Source organism: Ruegeria sp. C11 (genome assembly GCF_056537725.1).
This window is the reverse complement of sequence record NZ_JBQFSB010000002.1, coordinates 64,232-80,871: the sequence shown is the minus strand read 5'-3', so window position 1 is coordinate 80,871 and position 16,640 is coordinate 64,232. Positions and strand designations below refer to the sequence as shown.

The following is a 16,640-nucleotide window of genomic DNA, read 5'->3' as shown; positions in this document are numbered from 1 at the left end:
GTCAATCCGGGCCACAATTCTTTGGGCAAGAGCATGCTGATGGTTTGGGCCAGTTACCTGCGGTCAGCCTAAGATATGAACATGGCGGAGCTTTGCACTCCGAGCGAAATACGAAGGACGAAAAAATGCTGGAAATCAAAAACCTGCACGTCAAACTTGAAGAAGAAGAAAAAGAAATCCTCAAGGGTGTTGATCTGACCGTCGAGGCTGGCAAAGTTCATGCAATCATGGGGCCGAACGGGTCGGGAAAGTCGACACTGAGCTACGTGTTGTCCGGTCGCGACGGATACGAAGTGACTGAGGGATCAGCTGAGCTGGAAGGCCAGGATCTGCTGGAAATGGAGCCGGAAGAGCGCGCAGCCGCTGGTCTTTTCCTAGCCTTCCAGTACCCGGTGGAAATCCCCGGTGTTGGCAACATGACATTTCTGCGCACTGCGGTGAATGCACAGCGGAAAGCACGCGGACAAGAAGAGTTGTCGGCAGCGGAATTTCTGAAAGTTGTCCGTGCGAAGGCCAAAACTCTAAAAATCGACGCTGACATGCTGAAGCGCCCAGTCAACGTCGGATTCTCTGGCGGTGAAAAGAAGCGCAACGAAATCCTGCAGATGGCGATGCTTGAGCCCAGCATGTGCATTCTGGATGAAACTGATTCCGGTTTGGATGTGGACGCAATGAAACTGGTCGCTGAAGGCGTGAATGCCCTGCGGGACGAAGGTCGGGGCTTTCTGGTCATCACGCATTATCAGCGCTTGCTGGACCACATCAAGCCGGACGTGGTGCACATCATGGCAGACGGGCGCATCGTGAAAACGGGTGGACCCGATCTGGCGCTTGAAGTTGAAAACAACGGTTATGCCGACATTCTTGCCGAGGTAAACTGATGGCTTTGCCCGAAGTAAAACAATCAGCAACCGAGGCGCGCCTGTCGACGCTGCAACTGCCGGACGCAGGCTGTACCAAGGACGCGCGTCAGGCCGCCTTGTCCCGGGTTCGCGAGATGGGATTGCCCGGCCGCCGCGATGAATACTGGAAGTACACCCGGCCGGACACGCTGATTTCGCCGGAAGCACCAAGCGCAGCGGTGTTTCATTCAGATGAACCGGTAATGTTCGATGCAATCGATCGCCTTAAGATCGTGTTTGTCGATGGTGTATTTAGCGCCGAGGAATCAGACGATCTTGCCCTGGAGGGTATCAAGATCGATCGCCTGGAAGATATTTGCTGCAAAGATATCCATTGGGCCAAAGAGTTATACGGCGTTCTTGAAGCACGTGGACAACGCCCGGTGCAGCGTCCTCTGGCCGCACTGAACACTGCGTTTGCAACCGATGGTGTGGCAATCCACGTCACCGGTAAACCATCCAAGCCGATCAGCCTTTTTTATCGGCATGCGTCGGAATCTTCTGACGCCATCCTGCATCACGTAATTCGCGTTGAAAGCGGTGCCGAAGTTACCATTCTGGAAAACGGCCCGGCGGCTTCGCGTTTCAACAAGTGCATGGAAATCGATGTCGCGGATGGCGGTACATTGCACCACGTTCGCGCACAGGGCAGAGATCACCAGCGCCGCGCCGCGACGCACATGTTTACAAGATTGGGCAAGGAGTCCGTCTATAAGTCCTTCACGCTGACAGTGAACGGTGTGCTGACCCGAAACGAGCAGGTTGTTGAACTGACCGGCGACGATGCTGTGGCACATGTCGCGGGCGCTTGTGTCGGTGATGGCGATTTTCACCACGACGATACTGTGTTCGTCACCCATGATGCGGTAAATTGCGAAAGCCGTCAGGTTTTCAAGAAAGTGCTGCGTAACGGCGCGACCGGCGTGTTTCAGGGTAAGATTCTGGTCAAGGAAGGCGCCCAGAAAACAGATGGGTATCAGATCAGCCAATCCCTTTTGCTGGACGATGATAGTCAGTTTCTGGCCAAGCCCGAACTCGAGATCTATGCGGATGACGTTGCCTGTTCCCACGGGTCGACATCTGGTGCGATTGATGAAACGGCCTTGTTTTACCTTCGCTCGCGCGGTGTGCCATATAAGGACGCTACCAATATGCTGACACTGGCCTTTTTGGCAGAGGCGGTAGACGAGATCGAGAATGAAGACCTGATAGCTGATATCGTCGGACGTCTCGAAGGTTGGCTGGCACGGCGTAGCTGATGCCGGTTACCACCGATATCGTGGCCACTTACAGGGGGCCAGGCCGTGTCATGCGGCGCCTTTTGGATATGGGTCAACGTGAAGATCGCGCGTTGGCCATCGTTATGGCCGCGTGCGTTCTGGTGTTCGTTGGCCAAACGCCCCGTCTGGCCAGAGAGGCACATCTGACCGGGCAGGAACTGAACTCTCTGCTTGCAGGCGCGCTTTTCGCCTGGGTGCTGAGTGCGCCGCTGCTACTCTATATCCTCGCGGGTTTAAGTCATTTGGTGGCCCGGATTTTCGGCGGCAGCGGAGATTGGTTTGGTGCGCGCATGGCCTTGTTCTGGTCGTTTCTTGCATCAAGCCCATTGCTTATGCTGTTCGGCCTGGTGGCCGGGTTCATCGGCCCTGGTGCCGCTCAGAATCTGGTTGGCGGGCTGTGGCTTGTGGTTTTTGTCTGGTTCTGGATTTCCGGGCTTATTCAGGCAGAAGGCCGCGTCAGATGAGTTCAACCAACTGGAAAAATCTGGCCGTCCTGACGCTTACCGATCCGGCTGAGGCCGCGCGCCAACTGATGGCGATGAATCTGGGGCGAGAGGTGCTTTGGGTTGCGTTCGCGCTGGCCATAGTTCTCAACACACTGCTGCAAACCGCGTCCAACGTAGTTTTCCCGGTCATAGACAGCGAGTTTCAGGGCATTGCCAATTCGCTTGTGCTTTATGTCGCGATCGTCGGGGGTGGGCTGTTTCTGAGCATCCTTGCATTTTATCATGTTGGTCGAAGAATGGGCGGAACCGGGTCATTCAACGACATCATGGTCCTGATGGTCTGGCTTCAGTTTCTCAGAGTTGCCGTGCAGGCGGCCGGGCTGATCTTTCTGATGACCATACCGGTTTTGTCGGCGCTGCTTGCCTTTGCTGCTTTTGTCGTTGGCCTTTACATCACCGTCCATTTCCTTGATCAGGCACATCGATTGGGTTCTTTGCCCAGGGCGGTTGGTGTTCTTTTCCTTTCGGTCTTGGCGATTGCCGCTCTTCTCATCCTCGTGCTGTCCCTTGTCGGGGCCCCAATGTTGGGACTTTCCGCCCATGTATGATATCCAGAAAATCCGCTCTGATTTTCCAATTCTGTCGCGTCAGGTGAATGGTAAACCATTGACCTACCTTGATAACGGTGCGTCCGCGCAGAAACCACAGGCGGTGATTGACGCCGTGACGCGGGCCTATGCCGAGGAATATTCGAACGTACACAGGGGTTTGCACTATCTGTCGAATCTGGCGACGGAAAAGTACGAGGCCGTGCGCGGTACAATTGCCCGGTTTCTTGGGGCTGGCAGCGAAGATGAAATTGTATTGAATTCTGGCACAACCGAAGGGATCAACCTGGTCGCTTACGGCTGGGCGATGCCCAGACTTGAGGCTGGCGACGAGATCGTTCTGAGCGTGATGGAGCATCACGCCAATATTGTTCCCTGGCATTTCCTGCGGGAAAGACAGGGCGTTGTCCTGAAATGGGTTGATGTGGATGCGGATGGTGGTCTTGATCCTCAGGCGGTCATTGACGCGATTGGTCCGAAAACAAGACTTGTGGCGGTAACCCAATGCTCGAACGTTCTAGGAACTGTCGTTGACGTAAAGGCCATCACTCAGGGCGCACACGCAAAAGGCGTTCCGGTGCTTGTTGACGGTAGTCAGGGCGCAGTCCACATGCCTGTCGACGTGCAGGACATCGGTTGTGATTTCTATGCCATTACCGGCCACAAGCTGTATGGCCCTTCCGGTTCCGGGGCGATTTATATCAAATCGGAACGTATGTCCGAGATGCGCCCCTTCATCGGCGGCGGTGACATGATCAAGGAAGTTTCCAAAGATCAGGTGATCTATAACGATCCGCCAATGAAGTTCGAAGCGGGAACCCCGGGTATCGTGCAAACGATCGGGCTTGGGGTGGCATTGGACTACATGATGAATCTGGGGATGGATAACATCGCCGCGCACGAAGGTGGTCTACGCGACTATGCGCTTCAACGGCTAAACGGTCTTAATTGGCTGCAGGTTCAGGGAACGCGCCCAGATAAGGCGGCTATCTTTAGTTTTACGCTGGACGGGGCGGGGCACGCACATGATGTCTCAACCATCCTCGACAAAAAGGGAGTTGCGGTTCGGGCAGGGCATCACTGCGCCGGGCCGCTGATGGATCACCTCGGTGTGACCGCAACCTGCCGGGCGAGCTTTGGCCTCTACAACACAAAGGAAGAGGTCGATACGCTGATCGAGGCCCTTGAGTTGGCTCACGATCTCTTTGCGTGAAACGTATGGCTGGCGGCTTTTAATGCCGCCTTTGGGACTTCGATTTGCTGTTGCACCCGGATCGGATCAAGGTTAGCTAACGGCACAGGCACCTGTAGCTCAGCTGGATAGAGCGCTGCCCTCCGAAGGCAGAGGCCAGAGGTTCGAATCCTCTCAGGTGCGCCACTTCATATTACAGCAAAGTTCGTCGGTCAGATCTGACACATGCGGTTTGTCCAAGCTGAACATAGCAATCAGCTGGGAATGCTGAAGCGGCTTCAGGTCTCAAGGATTTTCGCAAATTTTACAGATCTCTATCGCGCCCGGCAGTTGCGCACTCGAAATGGCAAACAGAAAAATCCCACATCGGCTCACCAATGCAGGCTCGAGACTGTTTTGGGTGCATAATAGCAACCGGAAATTCGATTGTTGCCCGCAAAAAAGGGTGACTTAGCCACCCCAGGTACGGACATCTCCGCAGTCCATATGGACAAAGTTTGAGCGGTGGTACCGCCCAACTCCGCCGGCACGACAGGAAATGGCGGCCTTCGCCATCTGCGAGACAGAGCGGGATGCCAACCGCAAATCCGCCGCTTGACCCTGCATGTGAAGCGAATTCCGCGCAACTCCACGAGAGCGAGAGCGGAGCATGGCGTTAGTTTTGGGGCTGCGATAGCCGGACAACAACATATAGGGTTCGTTTACGTCCAGCAGATTATGTGAGGCCGCCATGATGTCGATGGTGCGCAAATCCATGGATTTGGACTGGTCCGTGCGCCAATCACGCATGAAGTGATTGATTTCCTTGACTGCGTCCTTGATATATTTGCCGTCCACCCAATATATCATGTCAATCCGTTCGCCTGTGCGACCGGAATACATACGAATGCGGCGAACGTCACCGCCGCCGCGCAAAAACCCTGCTGCTTGGGAATAGGTGGGGGCCGCTGTTACGGCCGTAGCTGCAAATGCCCCAAGAAGGGCACGTCGGGTTATGCCCGAAGTACTGCTCTTTATCATTAGCGTTTAGTCCCGTACTGTTCCTGCCTGCGCTCGATGTTACGCGCGCCTTCTTACTTTTTTACTTCCATCCCCAGATGCGGGATTTATGGCACAGTCGGAATCACGAGCCAAGAAGTCTTTCGCATGTATGTTTTCAAGGGGGAATTTTCGGCAGTTTTTTGCGCAACTGAAAATGTGTGCCGAAATTTTGCTGCAATTGGGCTAAGCAGCCTAGCGCTCCGATGCAAACCGGCATCAGGCAATGGAAGATGCATCAGGATAGAGTATTTGTGAATGGACATTTGCACCGGAAAACACCCAAACTTGGCTGGCTGAAGGAAATCGGTGCAAGTTATTGAATAGTAAGGTCTAAAGTATGAAAGTTGTCATTCGGCCCATCGCAGCAATCGCTATCGCGGCCTTTTTGGCAGGCTCTGGTGCCCACGCGCAGGGGGTATCGGATGCTGTCAGTATCTCGGCATTTCAGATCGCGGTGGCTGAAACTACCGCATCGGATTCCGGGCTGGCTGATTTTTATCGTACGAACAACTATCAGCCGGTCTGGACGGGAACCGGCCCTGACTATCAGGAACGTCGTCAGATTCTGATCGAATCCCTGTCACACGCCGACAATCACGGTTTGCCTCTTGCACGGTATGATGTCCAAGGTCTGCTTAACAAAATGCAGACGGCGCGGAGCAATCGTGACCTTGGACTGGTCGAAGCTGAATTGAGCCGTGTGTTCGTAAAATATGCCCGGGACGTCCAATCTGGTGTTTTGTTGCCTTCCAGTATCGATGACGGCCTTGTGCGCGAGGTGAAGCGCCGTTCCGCAGCTCAGCATTTGAACGATCTGGTGACAATGGATGCGGCGACATATTTTCAGTCTCTGCCTCCACAATCCCGCCAATACCGCTCTCTGATGAAAGAGAAGATTGCGCTGCAACACCTGATTCAGGCAGGTGGCTGGGGGGAAAACGTTCCGGTTGCCAAACTGGAGCGGGGTGATACGGGCGCAGCAGTCATCAAGCTGCGTAACCGGCTAGTCGCGATGGGTTATCTGAAACCAACCGCCAGTCCGCGATACGATAGCAACGTTTTCAAGGCAGTTCAGGAGTTTCAGTCCGCACACGGCCTGGAAACGGACGGCGTAGCTGGCAATGGAACTATTACTGAACTTAACCGCCCGGTATCTGATCGTCTGAAATCAGTTATCGTCGCCCTTGAGCGTGAGCGCTGGCTGCCCCGTGAACGGGGCGGGCGCCATATCCTTGTGAACCAGACCGATTTTTCAGCAAAGATCGTTGACGATGGGCAGGTTACATTTGAAACGCGCGCAGTCATCGGGAAAAACACCAGTGATCGCCGCAGCCCGGAATTCTCGGATCAGATGGAACACATGGTGATCAACCCCAGCTGGTATGTCCCACGTTCGATCATAACCAAGGAATACTTGCCGAAACTTCGCAGTAATCCCAACGCGGTAGGCCATATTCAGATCACTGATCGGAGTGGGCGCGCCATCAACCGGGGGGCAGTTGATTTCAATCAGTTTTCTGCCCGCAACTTCCCGTTCTCGATGCGCCAGCCTCCGGGCAAAAGCAATGCGCTGGGGTTGGTGAAGTTCATGTTCCCGAATAAGTACAACATTTACCTGCACGACACGCCGCAAAAAAGTTTGTTCGCGCGTGAAGTCAGGGCGTTTTCGCACGGGTGTATTCGGTTGGCACAGCCGTTCGAATTCGCCTATGCGTTGCTGGCCTTGCAGGAAGAAAGTCCGAAAAAGTTCTTTCATCGCGTGTTGAACACCGGCAATGAAACCAAGGTGAAGCTGGAAAAACCAGTACCTGTGCATCTGATCTACAGAACAGCCTATATTGGTCCAAAGGGTGAGGTTCAGTACCGCCGTGACGTGTATGACCGGGACAAAAAGATCTGGAATGCGTTGAACAACGCGGGGGTGGCCCTGCCGGCGGTTCAGGGTTAAGCACGGGGCAAATCCTTTGACAGGGAACCCCGACATGAAGTTCACAGTCCAACAGATTGCCGACACCCTTGGTGCGGACACGCAGGGCAACACTGACCTGACCATTTTGCGTGCGGCTGAACCAGCCGATGCAGGGCCAACAGACTTGGCAATGGCAATGTCGCCGAAATACGCCGAGGCTCTGGGGCAGGGTGCAGCCCGTGCCGCCCTGTTGTGGGAAGGCGCACCTTGGGAAGAACTTGGGTTGGAAGCTGCAATTTTCGTACAGCGGCCGCGCATGGCGATGGCCGGTGTCACGGCGATGTTGGACCGGGGGCAGGGGATTGAGCTCGGCGTTCACCCTTCGGCAGTTGTAGACCCTACGGCCGAGATTGGTGCAGATGTTTCCATCGGGCCTTTGACGGTGGTCGGCGCGCGAGCAAGAATCGGTGATGGCTCGGTCATTGGGGCACATTGCGTGATAGGCATGGATGCTCAGCTGGGCAGAGATGCGTTATTGCGTGAAATGGTCAGTATCGGCGCGCGTGCTGTTATTGGTGATCGCTTCATTGCTCAGCCGGGCGCCCGGATCGGTGGGGACGGTTTCAGCTTTGTCACTCCTGAGGTTTCGGGTGTCGAGAACGTCCGCAAAACAATGGGTGATCAGGGAGAGGCGAAAGCCCAAAGCTGGCTTCGGATTCACTCACTTGGCGCTGTCGAGATCGGGGATGACGTTGAAGTAGGCTCCAACTGCACCGTCGACAACGGCACAATTCGAAACACCCGAATTGGTGATGGCTCAAAGCTGGATAACCTTGTTCACGTGGGTCACAACACGCGTGTCGGCAGGGATTGTCTGCTTTGCGGCCAAACCGGCGTGTCCGGTTCCGTTGAGATCGGCAACAACGTTGTTCTCGGCGGTCAGACGGGTGTGGTCGACAACATCTTTATCGGCGATGGCGTGATTTCCGGCGGCGGCACCAAGATTCTGTCCAACGTACCCGCAGGCCGCGTCATTATGGGATATCCGGGTATCAAAATGGAAAGCCACACGGATATTTATAAGGCGCAGCGTCGTCTGCCGCGCTTGGCCCGTGACATAGAGGCGCTGAAAAAGGCTGTTTTCAAATAGTCCCCAAGCGATTAAATCAACCGTGAAGCGACAATCAGGGGATTGAAATGAGCATCAGCGACCGTGTCATCGCAATCATTGCAGAGCAGGCCGTGCTGGAGCCATCGGACGTCACGCCCGAAAGCACCCTGCAGGATCTTGGAATTGACAGCCTGGGGCTGGTCGAAAGCATCTTTGCGATTGAGGAAGAGTTCGACATTTCCATTCCGTTCAACGCAAACGAACCGACGGCTAGCGATTTTGACATCACCAACGTGGCGGCAATCATCGCGGGTATCGAAAAACTAGTGGCTGAAAAGGTCTGACGAGCGATCATGAAACGCGTCGTCATTACCGGAGCTGGCACAATCAACTCTCTGGGCCACTCTGTCCCCGATACACTCGAAGCGATGCGCGAAGGACGTTGTGGCATCGGCGAACTGGATTTTCGTGATGTCGAGCGTCTGGCCATCAAGATCGGCGGACAGGTACGCGGGTTCGAGGCCGAGGGCCGTTTCAACCGGCAGCAAATGACCCTCTATGACCGGTTTACCCAGTTCACGCTGACCGCCACCAAGGAAGCGATCGAACAATCCGGCATCGAGTTTCATGGCGAACTTGCCGCGCGCTCTGGTGTCGTTCTTGGGACGGCAGGCGGTGGCGTCTCAACCTGGGATGACAATTACCGCTCAGTTTACGAAGACGGCAAAAATCGGGTGCACCCGTTTGTTGTGCCAAAGCTTATGAACAACGCTGCGGCCAGTCATGTTTCGATGGAGCATAACATCAAAGGCCCCAGCTTTACCGTCTCGACCGCCTGTGCCTCGTCCAATCATGCGATGGCTCTTGCGTTTCAGATGGTGCGCAGCGGGGCTGCCCCTGCGATGATTACCGGCGGCTCGGAATCCATGCTGTGCTTTGGCGGCGTCAAGGCGTGGGAGGGCCTGCGCGTCATGTCCAAAGACGCGTGCCGTCCTTTCAGTGCGAACCGGAACGGCATGGTTCAGGGCGAAGGTGCAGGGGTCTTCGTGTTCGAAGATTACGAAAACGCCCGTGCACGTGGGGCAGACATCCTGTGCGAGGTTGTCGGCTATGCCATGTCATCAGATGCCGCAGACATCGTCATGCCCAGCAAGCAGGGCGCGGCCCGGGCCATGTCCGGTGCGTTGGCAGATGCCGGGATAAATGCAAGCGAAGTCGGCTACATCAACGCGCACGGCACAGGTACGGCTGCTAATGACAAAACCGAATGTGCAGCGGTTGCGGACGTGTTTGGACCACATGCGGATGAATTGATGATTTCATCAACAAAGTCGATGCATGGGCATTTGATCGGCGGAACCGGTGCAGTGGAATTGTTGGCCTGCATCATGGCGTTGCGGGACGGAATTGTCGCACCAACCATCGGGTACGAAGAGCCCGATCCGGAGTGCGCTCTGGACGTGGTGCCGAACGTGGCGCGTGAAGCCAAGGTTGACGTGGCCCTTAGCAACGCCTTTGCATTTGGCGGGCTGAATGCGGTCCTAGCGCTGAAACGAATTTAACTGGCAAAAAAGCCGCCAAGCTCATAGCTGGCGGCTTTTCGGTATATTGAGTCAGTTGCTTCGTGGAATAAGTGTTTCGAAGCCGGATGTGAATCCCTTCAGGGACATCTTCATTTGCAGAACCTGATTGGGTGCCTGAGCAGGCACAACCGAAACGATAGCTTCGGAACCGCCCTTCATTGCATCTACGTCAGATTGTGTCAGGCCAAGCTGAGAAAAGCATCCAACCGTGTTGCAGAAGCGATAGTTGTAGCGCTTTGACGGCGCACCATCGATAGAAAGCTCAAGCTGCGCCGGCAAAAAGGTTTCCAGCGGCACGATGACGGTGGCGCCGGCTACTGCGACCCCACCATCCTGAAGACGTGAGACTGTCACCTCGGCCATCGGGTTGCCGTCCTGACCCGTCAAAAGCTGTACCAATGCGCAAGGGTCGGCCTCGGTCTCGGTCTTGACGCACGCCAAGTCCCAATCGCCGAATTCTTCCTTAACATATTGCTCACCAATGCGCGGGCCGCTTTCACCCAGATCCAACCCGGTGCCGGTCGCCTGCGATGTCTCTGCCTGACTTTCACCGGCAGTGGTCGTCGTGTCCTGAGCGAAAACAGCACCGGCCAGAATCGCGGTTGCCGCTACGCTCAGCGGAATCAGTTTCTTGATCATGAATGCCTCATTTCATCCGATAGAACTTTTTGCCCCGTCTACCATCGTTGCCGTGCGGTGTCAGGTGCGAAGATCACGGGGTGAAAGAATTTGATCGGATTTCTGCTCAAATCGGTGATTTCCGGTTGAACAACGAAAAAGGGAGCCGGAGGAACGGCTCCCTTTCATAAATATTTCTCCCCGTCGGACTGGCCGACTTAGTTATGTCCGAGACGTTACGAAAGGGGAGGACATCGGTCAACAGCTATCCGGGAATTTTAATGCTGAAATATCGCTATTTCCCGGTGCTTGACCAAAAAAGGCCGTGCCCGAAGGCACAGCCAGTCGACAGGGAGGAAGTCTGCCCCCAAATCCGGCAACGCCAATAGGGGACAAAGGGACTATCGCAGGTAAAGGTTAAGTTTGTATGCTGGCAGTGGACCGTGAAATATTGAGGCATAACCATAATGAGTGAAAAGATTTTTTTGGGCGGGGCCGGAGCAGATTATGACCAGCCGCAGGAATTGTCCCTTAAATACGCCAACCGTCATGGTTTGATCGCAGGTGCAACCGGGACCGGTAAAACCGTAACACTGCAAATTCTGGCTGAAGGATTTTCCAAGGCCGGTGTGCCGGTTTTCCTTGCTGATGTTAAAGGCGATTTATCGGGGCTGGCCAAATCCGGGCGTGTTGATCACAAGCTTCACCAAGCCTTTCTTGATCGCGCCGAAACCATTGGACTTTCCGATTTCTCGTATCATAGCTGTCCCGTGACCTTTTGGGATCTGTTCGGGAAACAAGGCCACCCGGTGCGCACGACCGTGACCGAGATGGGGCCATTGCTTCTGTCTCGTTTGCTGGAACTCAGCGAAGCGCAGGAAGGTATTTTGAACATCGCGTTTCGCGTCGCGGATGAAGAGGGCATGCCGCTGCTTGACCTCAAGGACATTCAGGCGCTTTTGGTCTGGGTCGGAGAAAATCGCAGCCAGTTGTCGCTTCGTTACGGGAACATATCAACCGCATCGATCGGCGCGATTCAGCGGTGCTTGCTGGTACTGGAAAATCAGGGCGCGACGCAGTTGTTTGGCGAACCGGCACTGGATTTGTCGGATTTGATGCGCAATGACGAACATGGGCATGGAATGATCAACATTCTGGCGTCGGACAAGCTGATGGGCGCGCCTCGTCTTTATGCAACGTTTCTGTTGTGGCTGTTAAGCGAATTGTTCGAAGAACTACCCGAGGTAGGCGACCCTGAAAAACCAAGGCTGGTGTTCTTTTTTGACGAAGCGCATCTTCTGTTTGAAGACGCCCCAAAGGTACTTGTCGACAAGGTGGAACAAGTTGCCCGGCTGATCCGCTCAAAGGGTGTGGGGGTTTACTTTATTACACAAAGCCCGGCCGACATTCCCGAAGATATTCTGGGCCAGCTAGGCAACAGAATTCAGCACGCTCTGCGGGCATTTACAGCACGGGATAGGAAAAACCTGCGCATGGCGGCAGAAACGTATCGCGACAACCCGGCGTTCGAAACCGAAGAAGCAATACGGGAGGTCGGTGTCGGGGAAGCCGTGACCTCGATGCTCGAAAAAAAGGGGGTGCCGGGGATTGTGCAACGAACGTTGATCAGGCCTCCCAGTACGCAATTGGGTCCGATAACCGCCGACGACAGGAAGCAGGCGCTGGCAAACTCGGCAATGTCGGGCAAGTACGATCAACGTGTCGAAAGGAAGTCGGCATACGAAATCCTGACCGCCCGTGCCGAACAGGCCGCACGCGAGGCAGAACGCGCCGAATCTGACGATGTCGTAGAGCAGCAATCCGCCATGGAACGGGAGTTTTCTGCCGCCCGACGATTTAGTGGCAGCCGCGTTGGGCGGTCTTCTGCCCGGTACACACGTAAAAAGGACACGTTCGCATCTGCGATGTCAGAGGCCGTCATCAAGGAGCTTAAAGGCACAACAGGGCGACGCATCGTGCGCGGTATTTTAGGCGGTTTGTTCCGAAATCGGTAAGGCGGAACCAGCTGCAATACGCTGGTTCCAACCAGTCTTCATAAAGATTACTGAAGCAGGCGTTGGCCTTCCTGTTTGCAATACGCATCCGCTTCGGCAACAGACATTTTGGTCGCAGGGAAATCAATCGCGCGATCCCAGATTACCGTGTTCCGGGTGTACAACTGACAAGTCACAGCACCTTTGGGCGTCTGGACAGTAACCGGTTCAGATTCAAGTTTTTCCGGTGAAGGAACACATGCGGAAAGTCCAGCCAGAATTGACAGGAAAAGAGTGGTTTTGGTTGATCCAAGTTTCATTTTGGTTTGCAGTTCGTCTCTGAGGTTAAGATGGTGATCGTTACAGACCGTATGAGAAGCGAGTGAGTGAGTGCGGACAATCTGCGCCGAAAGAGTTTCTCGGCGATGAACCTCTTTAATTAATTTTGGGCTATCCATCAAGAAACTGCGCCGAAATCCCGGCGCAGTTTCAACAATTTGAATGGTTTGCTCTTATCGTTCGGGGATCAGACCTCTGGGGCTGAACCTGAGCACAAGCAACAAAATGAGCCCCATCGTCAGCAAACGCATATGCGCCGCGCTGTCCAACAGGTGTTCTTTCAGCGGACTTCCATCCGTCATACCTGCGGTAATGATCTGCATCAGCCAGATACCGATTGGTTCAACCTGAACCCAAAGGAACCAGATCAGCATAGCACCCAGAACCGCGCCAAAGTTGTTGCCCGATCCACCTACAATCACCATGACCCATACAAGGAAAGTAAAGCGGAGCGGCTGGTATGTGCCCGGCGTCAACTGTCCGTCCAGTGTTGTCATCATTGCTCCGGCAATGCCGCAGATCGCCGAGCCAAGGACAAATATCTGAAGGTGGCGGCGCGTAACATCCTTGCCCATGGCCTCGGCTGCGACCTCGTTGTCGCGAATGGCGCGCATCATACGGCCCCATGGGCTTTTGAGCGCCATTTGCGCCATCCAAAGCAAAACAAGCAGAACAATCATGAACAGGACTGAGTAGCCGAATTTGACGTAAAGCGTCGACGCGGTGACAGGATCAAGCCCCAGACTGGCTGCGCGCTCGACAAAATCCGCTGAGTTCTGCAGATCAATCTCATACGGCAAAGGACGGGGCAGGCCGATGACGTTCTTCACACCGCGGGCCAGCCAGTCTTCGTTCTTGAGAACGGCTATGATGATCTCGGCGATACCGAGGGTAGCGATTGCAAGATAATCGGACCGAAGCCCAAGCGCGGTTTTACCAATCAGCCATGCCGCGCCTGCGGCCAGAAGACCACCGGCGGGCCACGCCAACAAAACAGGCAGTCCAAGCCCGCCGATGTTGCCGGCAGCTGCGGGATTGATCGCCTCAACACCAGCGACGCTAGGGTCGAACACCTGACGGTATACGACAAAACCGACGACCAGAATCCCTAGTATCGAAATATTGCGAAGCCGCCCCTTGGGCATCTTTTTTGCCGTCAGAACAGCGGCGACCACGGTTGCGGCACCAAGCAGCAACGCGACGACGATACCGACACCGCCAGAGGACCACGCTCCCGGCGTCGGAGAAGCCGCGATCAGCACAACGGCCAACCCGCCCAACGCAACAAATCCCATGACGCCGACGTTGAACAGACCTGCAAAGCCCCATTGCAGGTTCACGCCGATCGCCATTATGGCCGAGATCAATCCCATATTCAGGATCAACACAGCCGAGTTCCAGCTTTGCATGAACCCGGTCAGCAGGATGAGTACTCCGACCAGTACGAACAGCAGGGTATTCTTGACTGTCTCGTTCATACCGCTTTTCCTTTAAAAAGCCCGGTGGGCTTGAACAAAAGTACAATCAGCAGGATCACGAAGCTGACCGCGAATTTGTAGTCCGTCGACATGAGCTGCACGAGGCCGGACGGCGCAAGGCTTTCCGGTGCAACGTATGTGATGACTTTTTTCCAGGCGTAAGTGATCGTGACTTCGGAGAAGGCAATTATGAACCCGCCCGCAATCGCACCCAGCGGATTGCCCAGCCCGCCGACGATGGCTGACGCAAAGATAGGCAGGAGCAGCTGGAAATAGACAAACGGCTTGAAGCTTTTATCGAGGCCATAAAGGACACCCGCCGTCGTCGCCAATGCCGCCACGATGATCCAGGTGATCATCACGACACGCTCAGGATTGATGCCGGACAGCAGGGCCAGATCCTCGTTGTCGGAATAGGCTCGCATCGACTTTCCGGTCCGCGTCTTGTTCAGGAACCAGAACAGCAGAACCACGGCGATAACGGCCACTACTACCGTAAGGCCTTGTGTAGTTTTGATGGCCAGCCCTTCACGAAGGCCAGTCATCTCTTTGAAATCCCGGGCGGAAATCAGAAATCTTTCACCGTCGGCAAACCGCTGATCGTTAGGTCCGATGACGAACCGGACCAATCCGTTCATGATGAACATGACACCCATCGAAACGATTACCAGGATTACCGGTTTGGCTTTCTGTTCTCGATAGAACCGATAGACCAGCCTGTCCGTAACAAGAACAAGGATGATGCAACCAAGAATGGCCATTGGCAGGGCCAGCAAAGCCGTAGGCAGGGGTCCAAAGCTGACGCCCATACTCTGCAGCCACCAAGTCAATAGTACGGCGATCATTGCGCCGAATGCCATCGTGTCGCCGTGGGCAAAATTGGAAAAGCGCAGGATGCCGTAGATCAGCGTCACCCCAAGTGCCCCAAGTGCCAGCTGACTGCCATAGGCAACAGCCGGCACGAGGACAAAATTCGCAAGCGCAACCAGCGCGTTCAATAGATCCATCAGTTCTTCTCACAGTCCGGGTGCGGCCTTATGGCACGGTGTGCGTACCAGACACAACATTTTGTGCCGGTTTTTTCATCATTACCGGACCGGTATTGAGAAACTGATCATTCGGCATTCAACTTACCGGATCACTGCAGGCACCGCGATCGTTTGTGGCGTTCGGCCCTTTGATCGTCAGATCATAGCTCAGGTCGTCAAAATCCACTACGAAAGTTATGACGTCCTTTCCCATAATATGAAGGAAAGTCAGTGAGTTAATGCCGGAAAGTATTGTAGCTTCACCCTTGACGGATTCGGTGATGATGAATCCCTTGTCCGTCCCACCGGAGCGCGCAAGAGTAACCGAGGTACCATTCTGGTCCGATACACAATTGACGACAAAATCTGCCCCATCCAATGGACCGCCAGCGGCAAAACCAAGCGAAGGAATAAGCAGGGCAAAAAGTTGAGTAATCACGTTCTTCATCGTTCACTGTTCCGTGTTTTGGCGAGTGCAAAGCCGAGAATTTCGACCTTGCAGGCGCCTGTCTATGGTCAGGTTAAGTGAAACCGAGGTGGGCCTTGAAAGCCCGACCGCGTTTCCACTTTTGCAACCTATGCCGGAACGGATTTCGAAAAAGCGATTGTGTCACACAATCACAGGCAGTTGAGAAGGCGTGTGAAATGTTAGCTCCACCATCCATCACTATGAATTTAAATAGATAGATGACACTCTAAAGGTTAGTGAACTTGTCACACTTCCTTGCATTTACCGTTGTCATTTTTGGGTTGAGGTCGCTGAACGGACAGGTCGTAATTCAGATCGGGAAGTTTTACGACGAAAGTCATGACGTTGCTTTCATCCACATACATGAACGTCAGATTACCAAGGCCCGGAAAAACCTGGGCCGAGCCAGCGATACCGTCCACCGCGATGGATCCGGTACTGTCATCGCCGCTTTTTGTTAGGTTAAATTCCGTTCCGTCGATATCCGAGACGCACACAAAACTACGTTCCGCCGCAACAGACGCGTTGGCAGAAAGGCAGAGAATGGCGGCAATTGTCAGTTTTTTCATTTTTGTTGGTCCGGAGTGTTGGGCAAGCCGGTCCCTCAGGGGGCGGCTCGGTTTTGGGGAGAGCTTAGCCGAC

At 54.5% G+C, this 16,640-nt stretch carries 17 protein-coding genes and 1 tRNA gene; 11 read left to right on the top strand and 7 right to left on the bottom strand.

Going from position 1 to position 16,640, the window contains the following annotated elements; all coding sequences use genetic code 11:
• The first annotated feature begins 125 nt into the window (after positions 1 to 125).
• The 6 genes from sufC (at position 126) to ACR0NA_RS03685 (ending at position 4,614) form a co-directional block, all read left to right on the top strand.
• On the top strand, positions 126 to 881 hold the full coding sequence (sufC, locus tag ACR0NA_RS03710; RefSeq protein WP_480726157.1) for a Fe-S cluster assembly ATPase SufC: 756 nt from the start codon (positions 126 to 128) through the stop codon (positions 879 to 881).
• Complete coding sequence (sufD, locus tag ACR0NA_RS03705; protein ID WP_480726156.1) at positions 881 to 2,161, top strand: Fe-S cluster assembly protein SufD; 1,281 nt, start codon at positions 881 to 883, stop codon at positions 2,159 to 2,161. The genes sufC and sufD overlap by 1 nt, the downstream gene beginning before the upstream one ends.
• The gene (locus ACR0NA_RS03700) at positions 2,161 to 2,646 is read left to right on the top strand and encodes a YIP1 family protein (RefSeq protein ID WP_480726154.1); all 486 of its coding nucleotides are present in this window, start codon (positions 2,161 to 2,163) and stop codon (positions 2,644 to 2,646) included. Before sufD ends, ACR0NA_RS03700 begins: the two co-directional genes overlap by 1 nt.
• Complete coding sequence (locus ACR0NA_RS03695; protein WP_480726152.1) at positions 2,643 to 3,236, top strand: Yip1 family protein; 594 nt, start codon at positions 2,643 to 2,645, stop codon at positions 3,234 to 3,236. The genes ACR0NA_RS03700 and ACR0NA_RS03695 overlap by 4 nt, the downstream gene beginning before the upstream one ends.
• Positions 3,229 to 4,449, top strand: a complete 1,221-nt coding sequence (locus ACR0NA_RS03690; RefSeq protein WP_480726149.1) for a cysteine desulfurase — start codon at positions 3,229 to 3,231, stop codon at positions 4,447 to 4,449. The genes ACR0NA_RS03695 and ACR0NA_RS03690 overlap by 8 nt, the downstream gene beginning before the upstream one ends.
• Before the next feature lie 88 nt (positions 4,450 to 4,537).
• Positions 4,538 to 4,614 (top strand) — tRNA-Arg (locus ACR0NA_RS03685).
• A gap of 264 nt (positions 4,615 to 4,878) precedes the next feature.
• On the opposite strand, the gene mepK is transcribed toward ACR0NA_RS03685, so the two are convergent.
• Positions 4,879 to 5,448 (bottom strand): peptidoglycan L,D-endopeptidase MepK, encoded by a 570-nt coding sequence (gene mepK / locus ACR0NA_RS03680; protein WP_170655607.1) that lies wholly within the window; start codon positions 5,446 to 5,448, stop codon positions 4,879 to 4,881.
• A 358-nt stretch (positions 5,449 to 5,806) separates the two neighbouring features.
• Between mepK and ACR0NA_RS03675 the strand changes: the two genes are divergently transcribed.
• From ACR0NA_RS03675 to ACR0NA_RS03660, 4 genes are read left to right on the top strand one after another with little or no spacing between them, the layout of a single operon-like run.
• Positions 5,807 to 7,417, top strand: a complete 1,611-nt coding sequence (locus ACR0NA_RS03675; RefSeq protein ID WP_480726147.1) for a L,D-transpeptidase family protein — start codon at positions 5,807 to 5,809, stop codon at positions 7,415 to 7,417.
• A 34-nt stretch (positions 7,418 to 7,451) separates the two neighbouring features.
• Positions 7,452 to 8,528, top strand: a complete 1,077-nt coding sequence (gene lpxD, locus ACR0NA_RS03670; protein ID WP_480726145.1) for a UDP-3-O-(3-hydroxymyristoyl)glucosamine N-acyltransferase — start codon at positions 7,452 to 7,454, stop codon at positions 8,526 to 8,528.
• Between the two features lie 47 nt (positions 8,529 to 8,575).
• Positions 8,576 to 8,833, top strand: coding sequence for an acyl carrier protein (locus ACR0NA_RS03665; RefSeq protein WP_170655601.1), 258 nt, complete (start codon positions 8,576 to 8,578; stop codon positions 8,831 to 8,833).
• Between the two features lie 9 nt (positions 8,834 to 8,842).
• Positions 8,843 to 10,051, top strand: a complete 1,209-nt coding sequence (locus ACR0NA_RS03660) for a beta-ketoacyl-[acyl-carrier-protein] synthase family protein (protein WP_170655599.1) — start codon at positions 8,843 to 8,845, stop codon at positions 10,049 to 10,051.
• Between the two features lie 51 nt (positions 10,052 to 10,102).
• Here ACR0NA_RS03660 and ACR0NA_RS03655 read toward each other — a convergent pair whose 3' ends face one another.
• Positions 10,103 to 10,711 (bottom strand): invasion associated locus B family protein, encoded by a 609-nt coding sequence (locus ACR0NA_RS03655; RefSeq protein ID WP_480449494.1) that lies wholly within the window; start codon positions 10,709 to 10,711, stop codon positions 10,103 to 10,105.
• Positions 10,712 to 11,157: 446 nt separating this feature from the next.
• On the opposite strand from ACR0NA_RS03655, the gene ACR0NA_RS03650 reads away from it, so the two are divergent.
• Positions 11,158 to 12,705, top strand: a complete 1,548-nt coding sequence (locus ACR0NA_RS03650; RefSeq protein ID WP_480726142.1) for a helicase HerA-like domain-containing protein — start codon at positions 11,158 to 11,160, stop codon at positions 12,703 to 12,705.
• A 47-nt stretch (positions 12,706 to 12,752) separates the two neighbouring features.
• Here the strand turns inward: ACR0NA_RS03650 and ACR0NA_RS03645 are convergent, their stop codons facing one another.
• The 5 genes from ACR0NA_RS03645 to ACR0NA_RS03625 all read right to left on the bottom strand — a co-directional run bounded on the left by ACR0NA_RS03645 (position 12,753) and on the right by ACR0NA_RS03625 (position 16,567).
• Positions 12,753 to 13,145 carry a hypothetical protein gene (locus ACR0NA_RS03645; protein ID WP_480726140.1) on the bottom strand — a complete coding sequence of 131 codons (393 nt, stop codon included), beginning with the start codon at positions 13,143 to 13,145 and terminating at the stop codon, positions 12,753 to 12,755.
• Between the two features lie 51 nt (positions 13,146 to 13,196).
• Positions 13,197 to 14,501 carry a branched-chain amino acid ABC transporter permease gene (locus ACR0NA_RS03640; RefSeq protein WP_480449497.1) on the bottom strand — a complete coding sequence of 435 codons (1,305 nt, stop codon included), beginning with the start codon at positions 14,499 to 14,501 and terminating at the stop codon, positions 13,197 to 13,199.
• Complete coding sequence (locus ACR0NA_RS03635) at positions 14,498 to 15,508, bottom strand: branched-chain amino acid ABC transporter permease (RefSeq protein ID WP_480449499.1); 1,011 nt, start codon at positions 15,506 to 15,508, stop codon at positions 14,498 to 14,500. Before ACR0NA_RS03635 ends, ACR0NA_RS03640 begins: the two co-directional genes overlap by 4 nt.
• Positions 15,509 to 15,626: 118 nt before the next feature.
• The gene (locus ACR0NA_RS03630; RefSeq protein WP_480726138.1) at positions 15,627 to 15,977 is read right to left on the bottom strand and encodes a hypothetical protein; all 351 of its coding nucleotides are present in this window, start codon (positions 15,975 to 15,977) and stop codon (positions 15,627 to 15,629) included.
• Between the two features lie 266 nt (positions 15,978 to 16,243).
• Positions 16,244 to 16,567 carry a hypothetical protein gene (locus ACR0NA_RS03625; protein WP_480726136.1) on the bottom strand — a complete coding sequence of 108 codons (324 nt, stop codon included), beginning with the start codon at positions 16,565 to 16,567 and terminating at the stop codon, positions 16,244 to 16,246.
• Positions 16,568 to 16,640 lie beyond the last annotated feature (73 nt).